The 19,510-nt window shown below is 53.3% G+C and carries 9 protein-coding genes; 5 read left to right on the top strand and 4 right to left on the bottom strand.

Features of this window, described 5'->3' with window-relative positions; translation table 11 throughout:
• Positions 1–36: 36 nt before the first annotated feature.
• The 5 genes from RBH33_RS11420 to RBH33_RS11400 all read left to right on the top strand — a co-directional run bounded on the left by RBH33_RS11420 (position 37) and on the right by RBH33_RS11400 (position 11,418).
• Positions 37–2,895, top strand: a complete 2,859-nt coding sequence (locus RBH33_RS11420; RefSeq protein ID WP_306732319.1) for a TonB-dependent receptor — start codon at positions 37–39, stop codon at positions 2,893–2,895.
• A 218-nt stretch (positions 2,896–3,113) separates the two neighbouring features.
• A complete protein-coding gene (locus RBH33_RS11415) occupies positions 3,114–4,622 on the top strand; it encodes a tryptophan halogenase family protein (RefSeq protein ID WP_306732318.1) in 1,509 nt (502 codons plus the stop codon).
• 654 nt (positions 4,623–5,276) lie between these two features.
• A complete protein-coding gene (pulA, locus tag RBH33_RS11410; RefSeq protein ID WP_306732317.1) occupies positions 5,277–8,435 on the top strand; it encodes a pullulanase-type alpha-1,6-glucosidase in 3,159 nt (1,052 codons plus the stop codon).
• Positions 8,436–8,437: 2 nt separating this feature from the next.
• A complete protein-coding gene (locus RBH33_RS11405) occupies positions 8,438–10,579 on the top strand; it encodes an alpha-amylase family glycosyl hydrolase (protein ID WP_306732316.1) in 2,142 nt (713 codons plus the stop codon).
• Between the two features lie 107 nt (positions 10,580–10,686).
• A complete protein-coding gene (locus tag RBH33_RS11400) occupies positions 10,687–11,418 on the top strand; it encodes an arylesterase (RefSeq protein WP_306732315.1) in 732 nt (243 codons plus the stop codon).
• On the opposite strand, the gene RBH33_RS11395 is transcribed toward RBH33_RS11400, so the two are convergent.
• From RBH33_RS11395 to recJ, 4 genes are all read right to left on the bottom strand, one after another.
• Positions 11,396–12,853, bottom strand: coding sequence for an FG-GAP repeat domain-containing protein (locus tag RBH33_RS11395; protein ID WP_306732314.1), 1,458 nt, complete (start codon positions 12,851–12,853; stop codon positions 11,396–11,398). The genes RBH33_RS11400 and RBH33_RS11395 overlap by 23 nt on opposite strands.
• Positions 12,854–12,991: 138 nt before the next feature.
• Positions 12,992–13,384 (bottom strand): DUF2267 domain-containing protein, encoded by a 393-nt coding sequence (locus tag RBH33_RS11390; RefSeq protein WP_306732313.1) that lies wholly within the window; start codon positions 13,382–13,384, stop codon positions 12,992–12,994.
• Between the two features lie 246 nt (positions 13,385–13,630).
• Complete coding sequence (locus tag RBH33_RS11385; RefSeq protein ID WP_306732312.1) at positions 13,631–16,624, bottom strand: fibronectin type III domain-containing protein; 2,994 nt, start codon at positions 16,622–16,624, stop codon at positions 13,631–13,633.
• 924 nt (positions 16,625–17,548) lie between these two features.
• Positions 17,549–19,291 (bottom strand): single-stranded-DNA-specific exonuclease RecJ, encoded by a 1,743-nt coding sequence (gene recJ, locus RBH33_RS11380; protein WP_306732311.1) that lies wholly within the window; start codon positions 19,289–19,291, stop codon positions 17,549–17,551.
• Positions 19,292–19,510: the final 219 nt, after the last annotated feature.

Genomic DNA, 19,510 nt, shown 5'->3' with positions numbered 1-19,510 from the left:
AACGAAAGTTATAATAACCGACGAGGAAAGCTTATCATGATTAAAAGCAAACGATTGTTACTGCCATCAGCCATTGGCTGCATTATGGCCGGCGCTATGAGTGTACCGGCTGTTGCCCAAGACGACGGGCTAACGACCATGGAAGAAGTGGTTGTTACCGGTATTCGCCGCAGCCTAATGAACTCACTGAACATCAAACAGGAGTCCAGCTCAGTCGTTGAAGCGGTATCCGCGGAAGACATTGGCAAGCTGCCTGACACCAGTATTGCCGAGTCCTTGGCGCGCCTACCCGGCCTGGCCGGCGAGCGGGTCAATGGCCGTACCAGCGGTGTTTCTGTACGCGGCTTTAACGAAGACTATGTTGCCACCACCATGAATGGCCGCGAGCTGTTGGGTATTGGTGATAACCGGGGTGTTGAATACGACCTTTACCCTTCCGAAATTGTTACCAGCGCACTGGTTTACAAGTCACCCGACGCCAGTCTGATTAATCAGGGCCTGGGTGGCATCGTCGACCTGCGTACCCTACGCCCGCTCGACAACGAGCGTATTATCGCCATCAACGCCAATATCGAACAGAACGGCATGAGCTCCGCTAACCCGGACTTCAGCGATCGCGGACACCGCTTAGCGTTCACGTTCTCTGACACGTTTAACGATGGCACCATGGGTTTTGCCGTTACTCTGGCCACAATGGATTCTCCGAGCCAAGAGCAGCAGGTACGCATGTGGGGCTTTCCAGACGGTGACGAAGCTGGAGACTGGGCCGAACTGGGCGGCCCCCAGTTCGATGCGCATCCAGATGCTGAATATATCATGGGCGGCCACGACACTTACGTGCGTTCCGGCTCCATGCAGCGCGACACCCTGTCCTCCATCTTTCAGTGGGCACCAAACGACCGACTGACCATGACAGCTGACCTGCTCTATATCGACTTTAAAGAAGAAAAGGTCTTCCGCGGTCTTGAAGAAGGTGGGCCAGTATGGGGCGGCACCAATTTTGAAGTTTTCTCCGTAGAAGATGGTCTGGTAACCAGTGGCCAGTTTGATGGCTTCCACAGCGTAATCCGCAACGACGCGGAAGAAAAAACCGGTGACCTGACAGCGGTAGGCTTTAACGCCGAGTATCTTCTCAATAACGATTGGACGCTGACCTTAGATGCCGCGCGCAGCGAATCTACCAAGAGCTTTATCAACATGGAAAGCTACTCGGGTGTCGGTCGCGCACGCACACCAACTCAGGGGGATCCCGCTGCTCGTTCCTGGACTCACACCGGCGATGCCGGAATTATGTTCGGCCCCCATAACAGCGTTTCCATGCCCGATTACACCGATCCCAATGTCATTCGCTTAGCCGGTCCACAAAACTGGGGCGGAGCTATTGCGGATTTGGTTGGAACCGACAACGCCCAGGACGGGTTTATTAACCAGCCAATGTTTGATGAAGATTTAACGACTTTGCGCTTGAGTGCCGACGGTGACATTAACCTGGGCATCTTTAACCGTGCTGAAGTAGGCATTAACTACTCTGACCGCAGTAAGTCTAAGGTCAATTATGGTGCCTATCTGGTAGGCCCGGGCTTTACCGACAACCAGCCTCCCGAATCCCAAACCGACGTAACGGTTCCGGAGGAGTTCCGAGTGGGCAACACTGATTTGAGCTTTGTCGGATTGGGTGAAATGCTGGCCTACGATAGTGTCAGCCTTTATCAAAGCGGTTTTTATCGCGAAATCGATGCGACTCGGTACGAAGCCGATCGACTGGGCGATACTTGGACTGTGGACGAAAAAATTACCACTCTCTACGGTATGCTTGACTTCGAACACGGCTTCATTAGCGGTAACATCGGTTTGCAAGCGATTCACTCTGACCAGTGGGCCAGCGGTTTCGACACTCAAACCGAGCGAGTTGATGGTGTAGCCACAGTAGTAGCAACCCCAACCGAAGGTGGAGACGATTTCTGGAACTTCCTGCCCAGCTTAAACATGACCTTCGCTGTGACTGACAATCAGTACGTTCGCTTTGCTGCTTCACAAACCATGTCTCGCGCGCGCCTGGACGATATGCGGCCTAACACTACAATCGGCTTTGACTTTGACGACTCTGTGCGCCAGTCAACTGATCCCGAGCGCAGTGCCTGGAGCGGTACGTCCGGTAGCCCTGAACTGCGTCCCCTGCGCGCGTACCAAGCCGACCTGGGTTACGAGTGGTACTTTGCTGATGAGGGCGTACTCGCCGCAGGCGTCTTCTACAAAGACCTACGTAACTGGCACTTCACCCGCCAGGAGTTGACTGACTTCAGTGAGTACATCATCGAAGGCTATCACGACAACGGCATCGACGAGCTGCGCTCCACTCAGGGCTTCACTAGCCACATGGCCGAAGCTGGCTCTGGCAGCGTGAAAGGTCTTGAGCTACAAGCAAGCGTACCCTTCTACCTGTTCAGCGACATCCTCGATGGTTTTGGCTTTACCGCCAGCGCCACCTTCCTGGATGGAGAGATCACTGACGTAGACGAAGCTGGAGAAACAGTGACCGCGGATATCCCGGGGCTTTCTGAGCGTATCTATCAAGCAACTCTGTACTACGAGAAAAACGGCTTTGAGGCACGGATCAGCGGTCGCTATCGCGACAAATATGCCACCGAATTCTACGGCTTGAGTATGGCCCTCACTCCGACGACCGATCAAGGTGCGGAGATCTGGGATGCTCAAATTGGATACGACTTCGGAGCAGCTGGCCATACTCGCTTGGACGGCTTAAGTGTAACCCTGCAGGCTCAGAACCTGACCAACGAGAGCACCATCTCTGCGTCAGAAGAAGATTCCCGCCGGGTTAACACCTACCAAAGCTTTGGTGCAAACTACATGCTGGGTGTGAACTACCGGTTCTAAACCTAGGCTCTAGGAAGCCCCTGCTATGGTAACCCTGTAGCAGGGGCTTTTTTTTGCCAGGGATGGCATATATGCCGACAATGCAGGAGCAACTTGTCGGCGTTTGCCAGGGATGGCATATATGCAGACAATGCAAGAGCAACTTGTCGGCGCTTGCCAACGATGGCATATATGCCGAATGCAGGAGCAATTAATCGGTTTTCGCCAGGAGCAAACCCATGAACACCCAACAACCCATTAGGAAAGTCATAATTGTCGGTGGTGGTTCGTCCGGCTGGATGGCGGCCGCAATGCTCTGCCGCTTTCTCGGTCAGCAACTGGATATTACTCTGATTGAGTCCAGTGCTATCGGCACTGTCGGGGTAGGTGAAGCGACCATCCCACCAATACGCACGTTTAACAATGTCCTCGGCATTGACGAAAACGACTTTCTGCGACGCACTGGTGGCACGATTAAACTTGGTATTGAATTCGAAAACTGGGGCCAGTATGGCGACCGCTACATGCACGCCTTTGGAGATATTGGCCGCAATCTGGGGTTTACCAGTTTCCACCACTACTGGTTGCGTGGAAAAGAACACGGCATTGACGAAGATTACTGGCATTACTCATTAAACTATCGTGCGGCCAAGGATTATCGTTTTCAACCACTCGACACTATCCCGAACACGCCGCTCTGTGGTCTGGTGCACGCCTATCATTTTGATGCCGGACTCTATGCTCAACTTTTGCGCGAGTACAGTGAAGTCCGAGGAGTGAAGCGCATTGACGGGACCATTCAACAAGTTCATCAGCACCCAGACACAGGAGCCATTACCGGAGTTACGCTAGAGAATGAAAAACTCCTAGAAGCAGAGCTATTTATTGACTGCTCAGGCTTTCGCGGGCTACTGATCAACGAAACACTAAACGTCGACTTCGAAAACTGGTCTCATTGGCTACCTTGCAACCGGGCCCTGGCAGTCCCCAGCGAAACCGCCGTCAAAACCACCCCCTATACCCGAGCCATTGCCCATGAGGGCGGCTGGCAGTGGCGTATTCCTTTACAGCACCGCAACGGAAATGGACTCGTTTATTGCAGCAATCACCTATCGGACGATCAGGCCAGTGCATTACTGCTTGATAACTTGGATACCCCAGAACTGGGACAGCCTACGCCGATCCGTTTTACCACCGGCCGACGACAACAGCAATGGTGCAAAAATGTCATCGCTCTGGGCTTATCAAGTGGCTTTCTTGAACCGCTGGAGTCTACCAGCCTGCACTTAGTGCAGTCAGGCATCGTACGCTTGATAAAACACTTCCCGCATTGCGGTTTACAAACAGCAGCCATCGACGAGTACAACCGTCAGTCACAAGAGGAATTTGAAAAAATTCGTGATTTCATCATCCTTCACTACCACCTGAATCAAAAAGACGATAGCCCCTTTTGGCAAGAGTGCCGCGCAACAAAGAAACCGGATTCACTGCTACGCCGGATCGAACTTTTTCGCACCAGTGGTCTCGTGTTCCGGGAACAAGACGAGCTGTTTAGCGAATCCGCTTGGCAACAAGTATTTATTGGCCAAGGCCTAATACCTAACGACTACCATCCTCTCGCCAACGAACTGTCGACCTCTCAGCTTAAGGAGTTTCTCCAAAACCTAGGAACCACCTTTGAACGCACTACGGCCCAAATCACCGACCACGATTCTTACCTTAACCAACACGCAAAAACCGACTTATGAGATCTAAACACCTTATCCTGCCTTTAGGTCAGGGTAATCCTGAACAAATTGAAGTCGAGTAGATCTCGATATACAGCGATTCTACCAGGCCTGGTAGAATCTGATTCGAGCACAGTCCTACTGTCCGGAAACCATTTATTTTCCGCCTCGCATGTAATTGCGCCCGCTCGTCAGGCGATAATCATTGCTCTCAATCTATAGGTGTTGGTTAGTGCAAATGAACCTAACGAAACAGGTTTATAGTCTATTTTAGTTCGCTCTTCAGACCGCCTACCGAACAGGAATTTTCTCTCTTCCCGATGCATACGTATGCATCGCATGCATACGTATGCAAGCTATTGTTAGTTCAGCGTCATCACCCTAGTATGAACTCAACGTTGAATAAAAATGGCGACGTAAAAAAGGTACTCCCATGGTCCTTTATCGCAAGCATAAAACGTATCGAATTCCGGACAATTAAGTCCACTGGCGACGACTTGAGGCCGCGCCAAAACCAGTAACCTATCTACAACTCTCCGTGTGTATGTGTTGGGACTCCTCTGTCAGGAGGATTTTTTAGGCGCAGTTTACTGCGCCCTTTTTTTATCCCAAGAACGCAACTATTCCAAAACTGCATCCCTTACAAGAGAAAACCACCCCAAAGGAGCAATAATAATGAAGACTCTGTTACGCAATATAGGTATCGCTAGTTTAGCGAGCATGCTCAGTATTCACGTTAGCGCCAGCCATACGAATGAACCCGAAACCGTCGCCCTAGTTGGCAGCGTTCAAGAGGCGCTGGGTTGTCCCGGCGATTGGCAACCTGAGTGCAGTGACACTCTTCTGGAAAACACCGAGGGCGACATCTGGTTTGGTAGCTTTGACGTACCGGCCGGAGAGTACGAAATTAAGATTGCCATTAACGGCAGTTGGAACGAGAACTACGGGGCCGGCGGCGCACAAGACGGCCCGAACATACCTCTTGACGTCGAAGAAGATCAGGTAATCGATTTTTACTACGACCACGGCAACCACCGTTTGTACATCGGCGAGATGAGTGCCGGCGATTTGACCGCCGCTACTGCTCATTGGATCAGCGCCGACACCTTCGCCTGGGATGCCCCAGCCGAGGCCGACGTATCCTTGCATTACGCTGACGACGCCGGCATTTCCATCACACCCGAGAATACCGTCGATGGCAGCGAATCCATTTCATTGGCACTCACAGGCGATACGGTAAGCGGCGAACTGGCTGAACGCTTCCCTCACCTATCGAACCTGCCCACATTTACGCTGCCGGAAGCTGTTCACGAGCAGATTCCTTCACTGTTGAGACAGCAAATTGTTCTGGTGGCCACCAACGACGAAGATCAAGTAGTCGATGCCACCGGCTTGCAAATTCCCGGCGTGCTCGATGATGTCTTTGGCTACGATGGCGAGCTGGGTCCGGTGTACAACGACGCAGGCATTCACGCCAAAGTCTGGGCGCCAACGGCACGCTCGGTCAATCTGCAGGTCTTTGCCGACGGCCACCCGGAAACCAACCCGGTGGCCCACGCTATGACCCGCGATGACGACACGGGCGTCTGGTCCGTATCCGGCGGTGAGGGTTGGGACCGTATGTATTACTTGTACGAAGTGGAAGTCTATGTGCCACTGACCCAGCGTATTGAAACCACCATCAGCACAGACCCCTACACGGTGAGTGCCGCAACTGACGGCAAACGCAGCCAGTTTGTCAATCTGGCAGACGCCGACCTCAAACCTGAAGGCTGGGACGAGCTAGAGAAGCCGAGTCTGGAACGCATTGCCGATGCCATCATCTACGAAATCCACGTACGCGACTTCAGCGTTCACGATCCCGAGGTTCCAGAAGAGCATCGCGGTAAGTTCACCGCTTTTACCCTCGATGGCACCCACGGTGTTGAGCATTTGAAAAAATTGGTCGATGCGGGCATGACCCACATACACCTGCTACCCGTAAACGACTGTGCGACTATTCCCGAAGACCCGGAAGATCGTGTTGACGAGCGCGAACTCGGTTTGGATACCTACGGTCCGGCCAGTGAGCAACAACAGGCGATTATCTGGGAAATCCGCGACCAAAACGCTTTCAACTGGTGCTACGACCCACATCACTTCAATCTGCCCGAAGGTAGCTACTCTTCCGATCCAGACGGTGTAGCTCGCATCATCGAGTTCCGCCAGATGGTTCAGGCCCTGAATGCGTTAGGGCTGCGCGTAGTGGTTGACGTAGTGTATAACCACACTAATAGCGCCGGCCTCGGCGAGAAATCCGTCTTCGATAAAATCGTTCCCGGCTACTATCACCGCCTCGAAGGCTCTGGCGGTGTTGCCATGAGTACTTGCTGCCCTGGCACCGCGACAGAACACAGCATGATGGAGAAGTTTATGATCGACTCCATCGCTCTATGGGCTGAGGCGTACAAAGTTGACGGTTTCCGCTTTGATCTGATGGGTCACCACTCGCTCGACAATATGCGCAAAGTTCGTGAAGCACTCGACGGCATGACCGAAGAAGATCACGGCATTGACGGCGCGAAAGTGCTGCTCTACGGAGAAGGCTGGAACTTTGGTGAAGTCGCTGATAACGCCCGCTTTATCCAGGCCACTCAGAACAACATGGCCGGTGAAGATATTGCCGCGACCTTTAATGATCGGTTCCGCGACGCCATCCGAGGTGGCAGCCCGTTTGACAGCGGCGTCAACCATGTGCGCAACCAGGTTTTTGTCAACGGTTTGTACTTGGCGCCCAACCATGAAACAGGTGACGCAACCTTACAACAGCTGCTGCGCAATAAAGACTCTCTGCGAATAGGTTTGGCGGGTTCTCTGCGCGACTTCACCATTATGGATCACGAGGGCAACACCACAGAAGGCCGCAACGTCTTCCACCACGGCCAGGCCGGTTACGCCCACTCCCCGCTCGACGTAATCAACTACGCTGGCAAGCACGACAACGAAACCCTGTTCGACATCAATCAGTACAAGCTCCCCCTAGAAACCAGTATTGAAGATCGCGCGCGGGTGCAAGTTGTCGCCAACAGTCTGGTATTAATGGCTCAGGGCACACCCTTTATGCAGGCAGGCCAGGAGTTGCTGCGCTCCAAATCCATGGATCGTAACACCTACAACTCGGGTGATTGGTTCAACGTGCTCGACTTCACCTATGAAACCAATGGCTGGGGACGCGGCCTCCCGGTAGCCAACGAAAATGAAGCCAGCTGGGACGTCATTCGTCCACGCCTGGAAGACTCGGACTTGGCAGTCAGCAGCGCTGAAATTACCCACGCCTTTGACGCTACCACCGCTCTGCTACGCATCCGCGCCTCCTCGCCGCTGTTCAGCCTGGAAACGGCTGAACAAGTGATGGACGTGGTCAACTTCAACAACACAGGTGCCGAGCAAGTTCCCGGCCTGATCGTCATGAGTCTGACCGACGTGCTTGAGATTGATGCCAATTACGAGGAAATCGTTGTAGTTTTCAACGCAGCCACCGAAACCCAAAGCTTTGAGTGGACTGCCAACGATAACGCCTTCGAACTGCACCCGATTCAAGCCGCCTCGGGCGACAGCGCACTGGAAGACGTCCACTTTGATGGCAGCTTCAACGTACCGGCTCGCACTACCGCGGTGTTCGTCAGCACCGGCCCTGCCGAAGACAATGGCAACGGCGACGCCGATGGTAACGGCGATAGTGACCCAGCAACCCCCAGCCGCCGAAGCGGTAGCATCTCCGGATTTGGCGTGCTGATGCTGCTCATGATGTTTGGCGCACTAATGGTTAACCGTCAACAGCAACGGAGGCAGTAAACATGAAGACCTTGCACAAACTGTTACTACCGGTTGTGCTGGGCGCACTGGTGGGCTGCGGAAGCAGCTCGCCAGGCCGCGCTCCCACAGACGGGAATGGGAATGGCGACGACAATATTGGGAATGGCGATAGTAATGGCCATGACCCCGTTGCCGTGCTGAGTTGCGATACCCCCACCTATGAAACCGCCAAAAGCCTGCGTATTTATCAGGTGATGACCGAAGCCTTTATTAATGGCAACCCCTCCATTGGACACGGCGAAGGCTACGGCACCAGCCACCATATGGGCGACATTCAAGGCATTTCCGACAGCCTTGAATACATTGCCGATATGGGGTTTAACGCCATCTGGATGACCCCGATCTTCGACGCTGTGCCAATTCCCGGACAGGACATCTGGGCCGACCGCCTGGATGCCACCGGTTATTACGCCAGTAACTACTTCGCGATTGACCCCCGCTTCGGCACTTTGGATGAGGCGCGGGAAATGGTAGAGAAAGCGCACGAGCTGGGACTGTACGTGTTTTTTGACGGTGTCTTTGGTCACTTCAAACAAAACGCCCATGAATACCCCTCCATTAACGATCTGATCGTGAGTACGGAGGGAGAGCTGCGCTCCGGTGTTGGCCGCCAAGCCATTTACCCGGACGACTTGGAGTTCTTTAAGGAAGTCGCCACCTACTGGATCAAGGAGCTGAAGATCGACGGTTGGCGTCTCGACCAAGCCTACGAAGTACCGCTAGACGGCTGGCGAGCTATTCGCGCAGCGGTTGAGGAAGCGTCCGCGTCAGTTTCCTACACCAACGCCGATGGAGAAGCCGTCAACCCGCTGGGTTACATGGTCGCCGAAATCTGGAGCGGCGCTGATGAAATTGCCTCTGACGCCTATGGCCCGGAAGACGATCCGGCCCTGTGCTCAGCGTTCGACTTCCCTGTGCGCTACTCGCTGGTACAAACCCTTGCGGTTGAGGAAAGTGGCCAAAGCAACGCTACCGCCACTAACCTCAACGCCGGCATCGTCAGCGCCCATGGCCAATACCCAAGCCACGCAATTCCTAATGGCTTTATCGGCAACCACGACCTGGTACGCTTTGGCGACTTACTTCAGCGGGGCAACATTGCTGAACCTGAAGATGCGGACTATTGGCAGCGCCATAAGGCCGCCTTCAGCTTCCTAGCCTCCTACACTGGTCCGATTACACTCTACTATGGGGAAGAGATCGGCGATGAGGTGCCAGGATTTGCCGAGCAGGTTACCGACAACTGTGCCGCCCAGGGCCTGTGTGATGATCATGTGGCACGCAACAGCGGCAAAATCGAAGGTTTGCCCAGCGGCGTAGAGCACGACGTGTTTACCGCCAATGAGCAACAAGCTGATTTGCGCGACTACCTGCGCGACCTGATGCACATGCGGGCCAACAACCCGGCTCTCTATCGAGGGGAGCGCACTCAAGTGGCTGTACCTGCCGGCGCCTCCAGTGACTTGTATGCCGCACACAAAGCCGATGAAGATTCAGCCGTACTCTACCTGCTCAATGTCAGCGACGAACCCTTGGAGGTAACCTTTGACGCTTGTGCAATTGGCAGCAATGGCGCTCTTGCGGACCTGATGAGTGATGAGACCGTCGACGCCGATGACGAGAGCTACACGATTCAGATCCCTCCTCTCAGTGGTCGCTTCCTGAATATCGAGGCCCCCACGGAGCGCAACCCTGGCTGTGACTCGGGCAGCATTGTGGGCGAAGGTCCATTGGCTGCCTGTGACCTCCCCGATGCCGAAGGTAGTGGTCCACTGGATCAGACTCTGTATATTCGCGGGACTTACCCTGGCGGTAACGGCTTTGATGCGACACCGGGATACCGAGCATTCAGCTACAAAGGAGACAACCTGTATCAGGTCGTTGTTGACGAAGCCGAAGGCAGCTTTTCCTTTAAGTTTGCCAGCAGTACCTGGAGCCAAGAGTACGCCGTGGCGGGCAGCGCGCCGGTCATCCTAGGCACCGAGCAGCCTATGGCCATCGCCGCAGGGCCGGGCACCGAATCCTCAATTAGCCTTCCCGAGGCCGGCGACTACGTCTACAGCTTTGTGATCGAGGACAGTCTCGAAGAGGGCACCATGATGGTCAGCCGTTGTGCGGAATGACTGCTGATGGACGCGGTTAACCTTGGGGGCCTTTTTGGCCCCCTTTTTTTTTGACAATTCTTTACTCTCCGTGCCACCGCCCTAACCTGCCGGTGATGGGGCTCACTATGCTAAACTTTTCCTCTGGCGCTGAAGCCTTTCGCCCTCTCGTTAATGGAGACGCTGCTGTGGAACCCCTGAAACGTTGTCTGTTCCTGTGTTTTTCATTAGTACTGGCATTCAATACGTGGGCTTCGGAGAATGATCGGCCAGTCATCCTCGTGATGGGGGACAGCTTGAGCGCCGGCTACGGGATAGACTTGGATGAGGGCTGGGTCAGCCTGTTACAAGCCAGGCTCGATGACCACAATTACCGGCATAGAGTTGTCAATGCCAGCGTCAGTGGTGAAACCACTACGGGCGGTTTGGCACGGCTGCCAACCTTGCTGGAGCGACACCAACCCAGCTTGGTTATTTTGGAGTTGGGCGGCAACGATGGCTTGCGCGGCCACCCTATCAGTGCATTGCGCAACAACCTCAACGAAATGATTAAATTAAGTCAGGATGCGGGTGCCCAAGTTCTTTTGGTGGGCATGCAAATTCCGCCCAGTTACGGCCGCCGCTACGCGGACCAGTTCGCTGAAGTCTATCCCGCCCTGGCTGAGCAACACGAAATTCCGTTGGTAGGGTTTCTACTTGAAGGCGTAGCCACAGATCTAAACCTGATGCAGCGCGACGGCATTCACCCAAAAGCCGAGGCTCAACCGCGAATTTTGGAAAACGTCTGGCCAGATTTGCTGCCCCTGCTGCAGGAAACCGCGCAATTAGGCAGCGTCGTTAATCTTCGTCCACAACCATAAGAAAAACAACCCGATTGCGGCGCCCTTCTTCGTCCTGCGCATCGAACGGCAATACCAACTCTTCGATGCCAGCGTGGTCAAGATCCATTACTCTAGCGCGCGCGCCATCCCGCGGTAATGACATTGAGAACGTCGTGGGCCTGCGTTCGAAGAGCCCATCCTGAACAGGAGCATAAACAGCGAGCTCACTGCGCCCCTCACCAACCAATAGACTTTTTCGGCCGCTATTGTCGAAGCGCGCCACTTTTACCAATGGCAAATCGACTCGTCCTGAACCAATACTAACGTCCGCACTGGCCCGATGTCGGTAAGTCGGCTCTCTAGGGAAATTTCGCGACTCATCCATCATATAAAATTCAATGTCGAGACGAGCACTGCCGCGTAACAACGCGCGAATAATAGTACCCACACCAAACTGAGCGCTGGGCGTATAGAAATCTTTGCGGCCATTGCCGTTAATGTCTTCGAACACCGGCTCGAATTGAATGCCTGATGTCGCAATTCGTGTATCCGGCTCAGCGGCAAATTCAAGCCCAGCCTCTCCTTCCCTCCCGTAATGAATACGATAGGTATAATCCTGCTCAACGGCCGACGCAAAGGATTCTTCCCGAACCACCAGATCGGCCAAACCGTCGCCATCCAGATCCTGAAACTCGTGCATGCGGTAGATTCGTAGGCCTGCGAAATCGCGGCCGTCTCCCGCGCGGATATTAGCCTCGTGATCTGGCGAGATGCCAACCCCCGGGTCAATGACCATTGGATCCTCAGAGAAGGTGCCGTCCTCTCGCTGAAAAAACGCCAACAGCTTTCCGTCCCGCACAAAGACCACATCTGTTTTACCATTCAAACTCATATCCACCAGATAGGGTCGTCGCGGTGTAAACTGTGCATTGGTATCCGTAGTTCTGACCTGGGCATCAACATTCAGACGAAAAGATTCAAACTCTCCGTTTGCCTGTTGAATAATGAGGTGATAGAACTTAAAGTCAGGAATAAGAAGATCACTTAGTCCGGAGCCGGTAACATCCCGTGCAAAGTCTTTAAACCGCAAGCGTTGCCGGTCAGCTAACGGGTATATGGAACTGAATTCGACCAGTGCGCGATGTTGTTCGTGTTGCGGCGAAAAGGCTCGAAGCCCCTCCTGAGTGAGAAAGACCAGTTGCTCGTTTGCTTCGTCCGCGAGTTTCATCCGACCGAAAAACTGCGCATCCGAAGGGATCTCAACGGACAAATGCGAAAAGTCATCCAAACCAATTAACGATAACCAGCGGTTTTCAGCCGAGTGGCCAGAAACTGCAAGATACTCCCCTACCCGTTCGACATCTCCGTTAGCCGGATGCCCCAGGGAAATCGATGTAGTACTGAGCGTCTGCCCCATGGCGGAGGTTGCGATAAACCCGGCCAACAGGCACAGTTTTGGTAAAATCCTGCTCATAAGTCCCTATCGCTGCTGAAAAATAGTCATTTCGAGCAGTGTACCCTACTCTGCCATGCACACCTACCCGAGACGCCAGGGTTTACACAGGGTGATTGGCCGGCACCCAAAGTCACATTGCCACGGCTTCTAGTTTACTTATTGCTGGCCCGCCGCTTCATTCAGAAGCTGTTTAATGTCCTTTGGCAACTGTTGCCTGGCATCTTCCAACTCACCAGAGTCAATCGCTTCTGCTATGGTACCCAATACCGCGCGCGCGTGGACGGTCGCTGTATCCAAGTCCACACCTTCTCGATCACAGACGCGGCGCATAAATTCATCGAAGCCAAAGCGCTCTCCCTTGCCCGCACTTTCACCTTGTAAAAACTCTTCCAATCCCTGCGGCAACTGGGCTGCCAAGTGGTTCGGCTCATTGCCTCTCAAACGCTCCGCCAGCGTCACCAGGGTCGCCCTTGTCGCATTAAGGACGGCATCCTGAGACGATAAATTACCACTGTGCTGAACCTGATTGAGAAACTCGTGAAGTTGCATGATCACCTCCCTTTCGACACCTGTGGAACAAGTACATTCATCGCACAGCGCTCGCGACTTGGCGTGCACTCGGATGCCCGTGCACTTGGACAGCGCTCGGCAGGCTGGATCTCCCCGCCCGACTCAATTGACGCGTTTGGGATCCAAACCGTGCCCACCCACAAACGCCAGACATAAAAAAAGCGGCACCGAAGTGCCGCTTTTTTTAACCGTTCGGGGTTTGCATTGCGCGAACCCCTAGGCGGTTTAGTCCTGCCGATAGTGATCAGTAACCTCAGTCTCGGACAGATCGTCACTACGAACGTAGGTACGCACCAGAGTGTAGCCGCTGTTCGCATTACCGGCGATGTCATGAACCGCGCCAGGTGCAACACGCAGAATTTCCACGGAACGCTCGTACTCGTCCAGGCTGTAGGGCAGTACGCGCATACCTTCGGATTCCAACGAACTCTGCAGTTCGTCGAAGTCGGTGCCTGCACCTTCGCGGAACTCATACACTACCGTGGTGGTTCTGGGCCCTACGGGCGTACCACGCCATGCAAAATGCGCTTGCTCCAGATCCTCGCCAGTGTAAAGAACGACAGGACGCGGGTCATTCGGTGCATCTCCTGGCAACAAGTAGTGAGAGTAAGCGGGCAGAACTCTGGCCGAACCCGGACGAGATCGGTCGTCGTTTTGGGTCAGCTGACTCAGAGTAGAAGCGGACAGATCGGTTGGTTCAGTCCAGAACTCATCCACACCATTAATGGCCAACTGCGTCAAAGACTCCACTCGGTGTGAAATTCTGAAATGACGATGATCCACATTGAGTGTGACGCTGCCCAACAGTGCCGGACTCACTCCACTCAATGCCCACTGCGCTGCAGCTCCATAAGCGTGGTCATCCACGTTAACACCATCAGCATCGGCGGCATCAATCCACGGTGCGTTGCTGGCACTACTGTTATTGCCTTCGTCGTGATAAAAGTTCAGCAAAGCTGTGATGCTGTGACAAACACCGCTTGGGCCGGTAAAGACGTAGTGCGTGTCGGTGTCATCATCAAACACCACTTCGTCATCACCCAAGTCAATAGTGTTGACGCTCAGAGCCAAGGGAATACCGTCCTCGTAATGATCAGAGTTCAGGCTGAAAAGATTGCCCGCGTCGTTGGCCACAGTCATACACAGGCCGGTACTCAAAGGCGGCAGAATATTCACCTGCTCGTATTCTACGTAGTCAGCGTCATCCAGCGCTTGATCGATTCCGTCAATAGTAATGCCATTCCAACCCGTGCGAATTCTGCCCAGGGTTTCATTGGCAAGATCATCAAATGAGGGAATGGCAATGGCGCTGCTCAGCTCAACTTCAATGAACGTATCGCCAGCGGCAGCTACTACTTCCACGACGTCAATCGCTTCGTCGTCTCCATTGGGCAACAATACTGAAATACTTGCGCCACTTTCGTCGGCCAACTCACGAATCTGTTCGCTCACATCCAGCACAAACTCTGTACCGGACACATCCACTTGGTCATCGTTTGAGGAAACAATAAAACGCGGGCTGACAGTGTCGGTAACAGGACCTACCACTTCGCTGTAATCACTTTCAATGCCGTCAGCATTAACAGCAGTTACCTTGAAGTAAACGGCCATGGGGTTACCGTTGCTGGAGTTCAGCTCCGCCGCGGTGCTGTAGCGCGCCGTGGTGATCTCATCCTCTTCCCAGTAGCCGGGCAGATAACTGGTCACGTCCGGATTCAATTCTACGCGCTGGGTGTACACGCGATAGGCTCGAGCATGGTCTACCGGCGCCCATTGAAGAACGATTTCGTCCACACTGTCCACCGCCGAATACACCAAAGCGGGCTCAGGAACTTCAGGGCTTCCATCACCACGTGTGGTGAACTCAACGCGCGGGTTGGCGATGGTATTGTTACTACCCCAGTTGTTTAGCCGAGCCTGACGATTGGCACTGTCAACCAGCTTGTTTGCGCCCTCGGCGCCGCTGATATCTACCGTGTAGCGTGCGGCGTCAGCCAAGTTTCTCAAGCTCACAACCAGAACGGTGTAGTCACTTTCCCAGTGCAGCGTGTAGTTGGGGCCGGGCTCATCATCACTTGGACGCAGAGCGCCGTGATCAAGTTTGGTGCCGTCGTAAGTCACTTCAACATCCGCGTACAGCCCTTGAATAGCGGAGCTGGAAGGATCAAGTGCAGTGGCGTAGTTGTTGGCACGAACTGGGCGATTGAATGTGTAGCGAACCTCTACGGTGCCGTCAGACAGAGACAGGTCACTGTAGTTTTCCGGCGTCACACTGCGGAGAATCGGACCTTGGTTCTCCAGCAACTCTAACTGCAGTGCGTTCGAACGAAGACCGCCTGCTGAATGCCCATCCAGCAAAGTGAAGCGAAGCTCCTGGCCATCTCTCTGCGGAGCGCTAAAACTGCTTGAGCTGTAGTACTCATCGCCGTAGTCGTCCTCATAGAACGCCCGCAAAGTGAGACCCACCCCAGCTTCAATGTTTGCAAAGGAGAAGTTACCGTTTTCGTCGGTTTGTGTTTCGGCCACGACGCGGTTACTGCGCGCGGTGCTGGCAGTTTGCTCAAGATACACCGTAACGCCGGCAACGGGGGCGTGAGGCTCAAGATTGAGTTGATTCAAGGCACCAACCACGCGACCCGAAACACGAGTGGACAGTTTACCCACCTGCATATCGTGCGCGGATACCAAGCCGGAAATCACCTGATGAAAGGTACCCTGCTGGAAATTCTCGCCCGCCATTTCCTGAGCTTCAATGGGCGTGAAACGGCCGAAAGTAACTTCAGCGGTATCGTAGTAAAAATCTGGATAAGGGTAGTCGGAACCGGAACTGGCCTCACGGAGGTCAATACTTACCTGGTAAACCTCGTTGCCACCACCATCAGACGTAGGCGTGGTTACAGGAACGTCTTCAATAACGTACTGACCGTGCTCGTTGGTTTCTGTTGAACGCAAACCGATGCTGATCACAGCACCTTCAATGGGATTTCCGGTAACGCGGTCACGCAAAACACCCTGAATTACACCGGTAATCTGGCGCTCGGATTCCACTTCGTGAACGGGATTGGTTACTGTCTGGGCATTGGAGTTTGATGTAGAGGTTGACGTTGATTCATCCCCTTCCACCAAACAACCACTAAGACCAAATGTAACGGCGATTATTGACGTGCTCAACAGTGAGCGGCGAAATCCGCGCACACTAGCAAGACTGGATAAGCGCATAGCAAGTTCTCCATTTTTCTTTTCAGAATTGTCCGTCTTCCCCATCTATACAACCCGTTTTACGAATGAAACAGCTAGGCGGGATAGCGGTCCGGCGGCGATATTAGCAACGGCAAATACAAACGACAAGGTAAAATTTTTTGCCATTTTATTAGCAAGATAAAAACAAAATTTATTTTTTTTCTAAAAAAAAGGCACAGAAAACCCATCAGAATTTTTATCAAAATTCTTGAGTTATATGAGCAACATTATCGGATTTGGAATACAGGATTCTGGTTAACTCCACTTAACATGTTCAATAGGAGCTAAGAATGGAAATCGAGTAAACCAAGAAAAATATTAGAAAGGCGGAGGGCGATCCAACCAGACATTTAAATAGGTGCAGGAAGAAGGGAAAATCGTATCCATAGTTTTACTAATCCATGTGTTCGCTGTTGTAACGGTTGTCGTTATTTTTATGTGGAACGCGGATTGGGTATCCGCAGCAAGCACAAGTACCGTCGAACCAGGTGCCAGCGGCGGCAATTAAAAACCAATTGTAAAGTTTTGTACAGAGCGAAATTAGCGCCATTCCAAAAATGTGAACCAGTTCACATACAAAATTTTCAACGTACCTCCCCCTTGCCTCGGAAGAGTTAGCACGAAGTACTCAATCTGGAGCAACTCAAAGTCAGTGCAAACAGGACCACCGGGACCAAGATTCCAAAGGCCCATTTTCACCAAATTAAACTAACAAAATGTTCGCGCTACCATGGTTGTTATTTGTTTGGGCGACAGAGGTTTTCCCCACTTACAAAATAAAATTGACTACCAGAATTGATTAAAACATTTAAGAATTCGAACGGATATTAAGACAGTGATCGCGCTATCATGGCGCAACTATTGGCTGTAATTTTTGAAGTGATCAAGCGTGGAGGGTTACAACTATGCAGCGTTGGGGGAGAAACATTCCAAATATTCCACGATCAACTGCACACTGGCCCGGCCACGAAATTCGTTCACGTCGAGACGGTAAGCCAGTCGAACCCTTTGTGCTTGGGGATTAGGCCATTGGGTGAGATCGACGTTGAAGGCGATGGCGTCCACCACTTGCTGGCCTTTGGGATCTTGGGACAGGGTCATTTTTAGATGTTTTTCGCCCACGAGCTTTTGCTGTAGCACGAAAAACTCGCCATCGAACATGGGTTCTGGAAAGTGTTGACCCCAGGGCCCCCCATCACGCAACTGTTCTGCGACGGGCAGGCAGAGTTCATTGGGAGCAAGGCCACCGTCAGTGACCAAAACAGCTTCTAGGTCGTCGATCTTGAGTTGCCGGCGCACTTCCGCATCAAAGGCTTGCTTGAAATCGTCTAGGCGATGACTGTCCAGACTCATGCCGGCAGCCATGGCGTGACCGCCAAACTTTTGCAACAAGTCGGGATGACGCGCCGCGACTGCATCCAATGCATCACGGATATGTAAGCCAGCAATGGAACGGGCGGAGCCTTTAACTTGCCCATTGCCCGCATCGGCAAACACAATCACCGGGCGATGCAGGCGGTCTTTAATACGAGAGGCGAGTATGCCAATGACACCTTGATGCCATCCAGGATCGTAAAGGCAAAGGCCCCAGGGTAGTTCGTCGCCCTCCCCCACGTCGAGTTTTTCCAGCATGGTTAAAGCTTCCTGCTGCATGCCACTCTCAATGGATTTTCGATCCTGATTCAGATCGTCCAACGCCAGAGCCATTTCTCTGGCCAGTGACTCGCTGTCGCAGAGCAGGCATTGAATACCCAGGGACATATCATCCAGACGACCGGCGGCATTCAACCGTGGTCCCAGTGCAAACCCCAGATCCGAAGCGACGATGCGATAGGGTTTTCGCCCGGCGATTTCCAGCATCGCCAGAATACCCGGCCGGGCCATGCCTGCGCGGATGCGCTTTAATCCTTGAGCGACGAGTATTCGGTTGTTGTAATCCAGAGGCACCACATCAGCGACGGTACCCAAGGCAACCAAATCCAGAAAGTTGGCCATTTTTGGTTCAGGCAAGTGCGGCCCAAACCAATCCCGCGCACGCAGCTCCGCACGCAGAGCGTTCATCACGTAAAAAATGACGCCCACACCCGCGAGATTTTTACTGGGAAATTCACAGCCGGGCTGATTGGGATTAACAATGGCATCGGCTTCGGGCAACTGCTCTGCAGGCAGGTGGTGATCGGTCACCACCACGGCTATGCCCAACGCTTTCGCCGCCCTGACGCCTTCAATACTTGATATGCCATTATCGACGGTAACAATCACATCCGGCGCCATGGCGGAGGCCACTTGCACGATCTCCGGTGTGAGGCCATAACCGTATTCGAAACGGTTGGGCACCAAAAAATCCACCGACTGCAGTCCCATGGCCCGCAAAGCGGAAACCGCCAAGGCGCAACTGGTCGCGCCGTCGGCATCAAAGTCGCCCAGAATCAAAATATTCGCACCGGCCTCAACCGCATCCGCCAACAATTCCACAGCCGCCGCGAGCCCCTTTAATTCGGGTTTGTGCAGGTGTGCCAGACGGTGCTCCAGCTCCTCCGCTCGCCCGACACCTCGACAGCGGTAAATACGCTCCAGCAGTGGGGGAAGATCAGCGCTCAGAGGTTCAGAAGCGATAGATTCGCGGCGACGAATAGTTTTTTGCATGGCAGGGAAACTTTCACAAGAAAACAATTGAAAGCAGACCAATTAGCATTGGCCGCCAAAGGCTAGAACGATACTCTCAGCACCTGAAACAACGCGGGATTCAAGTTCCCGCGCCCTTCCACTCTAATCGCTTCAGATAACGGGACGCTGGCCTGGCGAATCCTACTGCGGGACACGCTGTGAATACATCCCTGTAAGCTCGACGTCGGCATCCTGCCT

The organism is Marinimicrobium hydrolyticum, from assembly GCF_030848505.1.
Taxonomy (GTDB): Bacteria; Pseudomonadota; Gammaproteobacteria; order Pseudomonadales; family Cellvibrionaceae; genus JAVDDU01.
The sequence above is the reverse complement of the archived record's forward strand: the minus strand, read 5'-3'. Positions and strand labels throughout refer to the sequence as shown.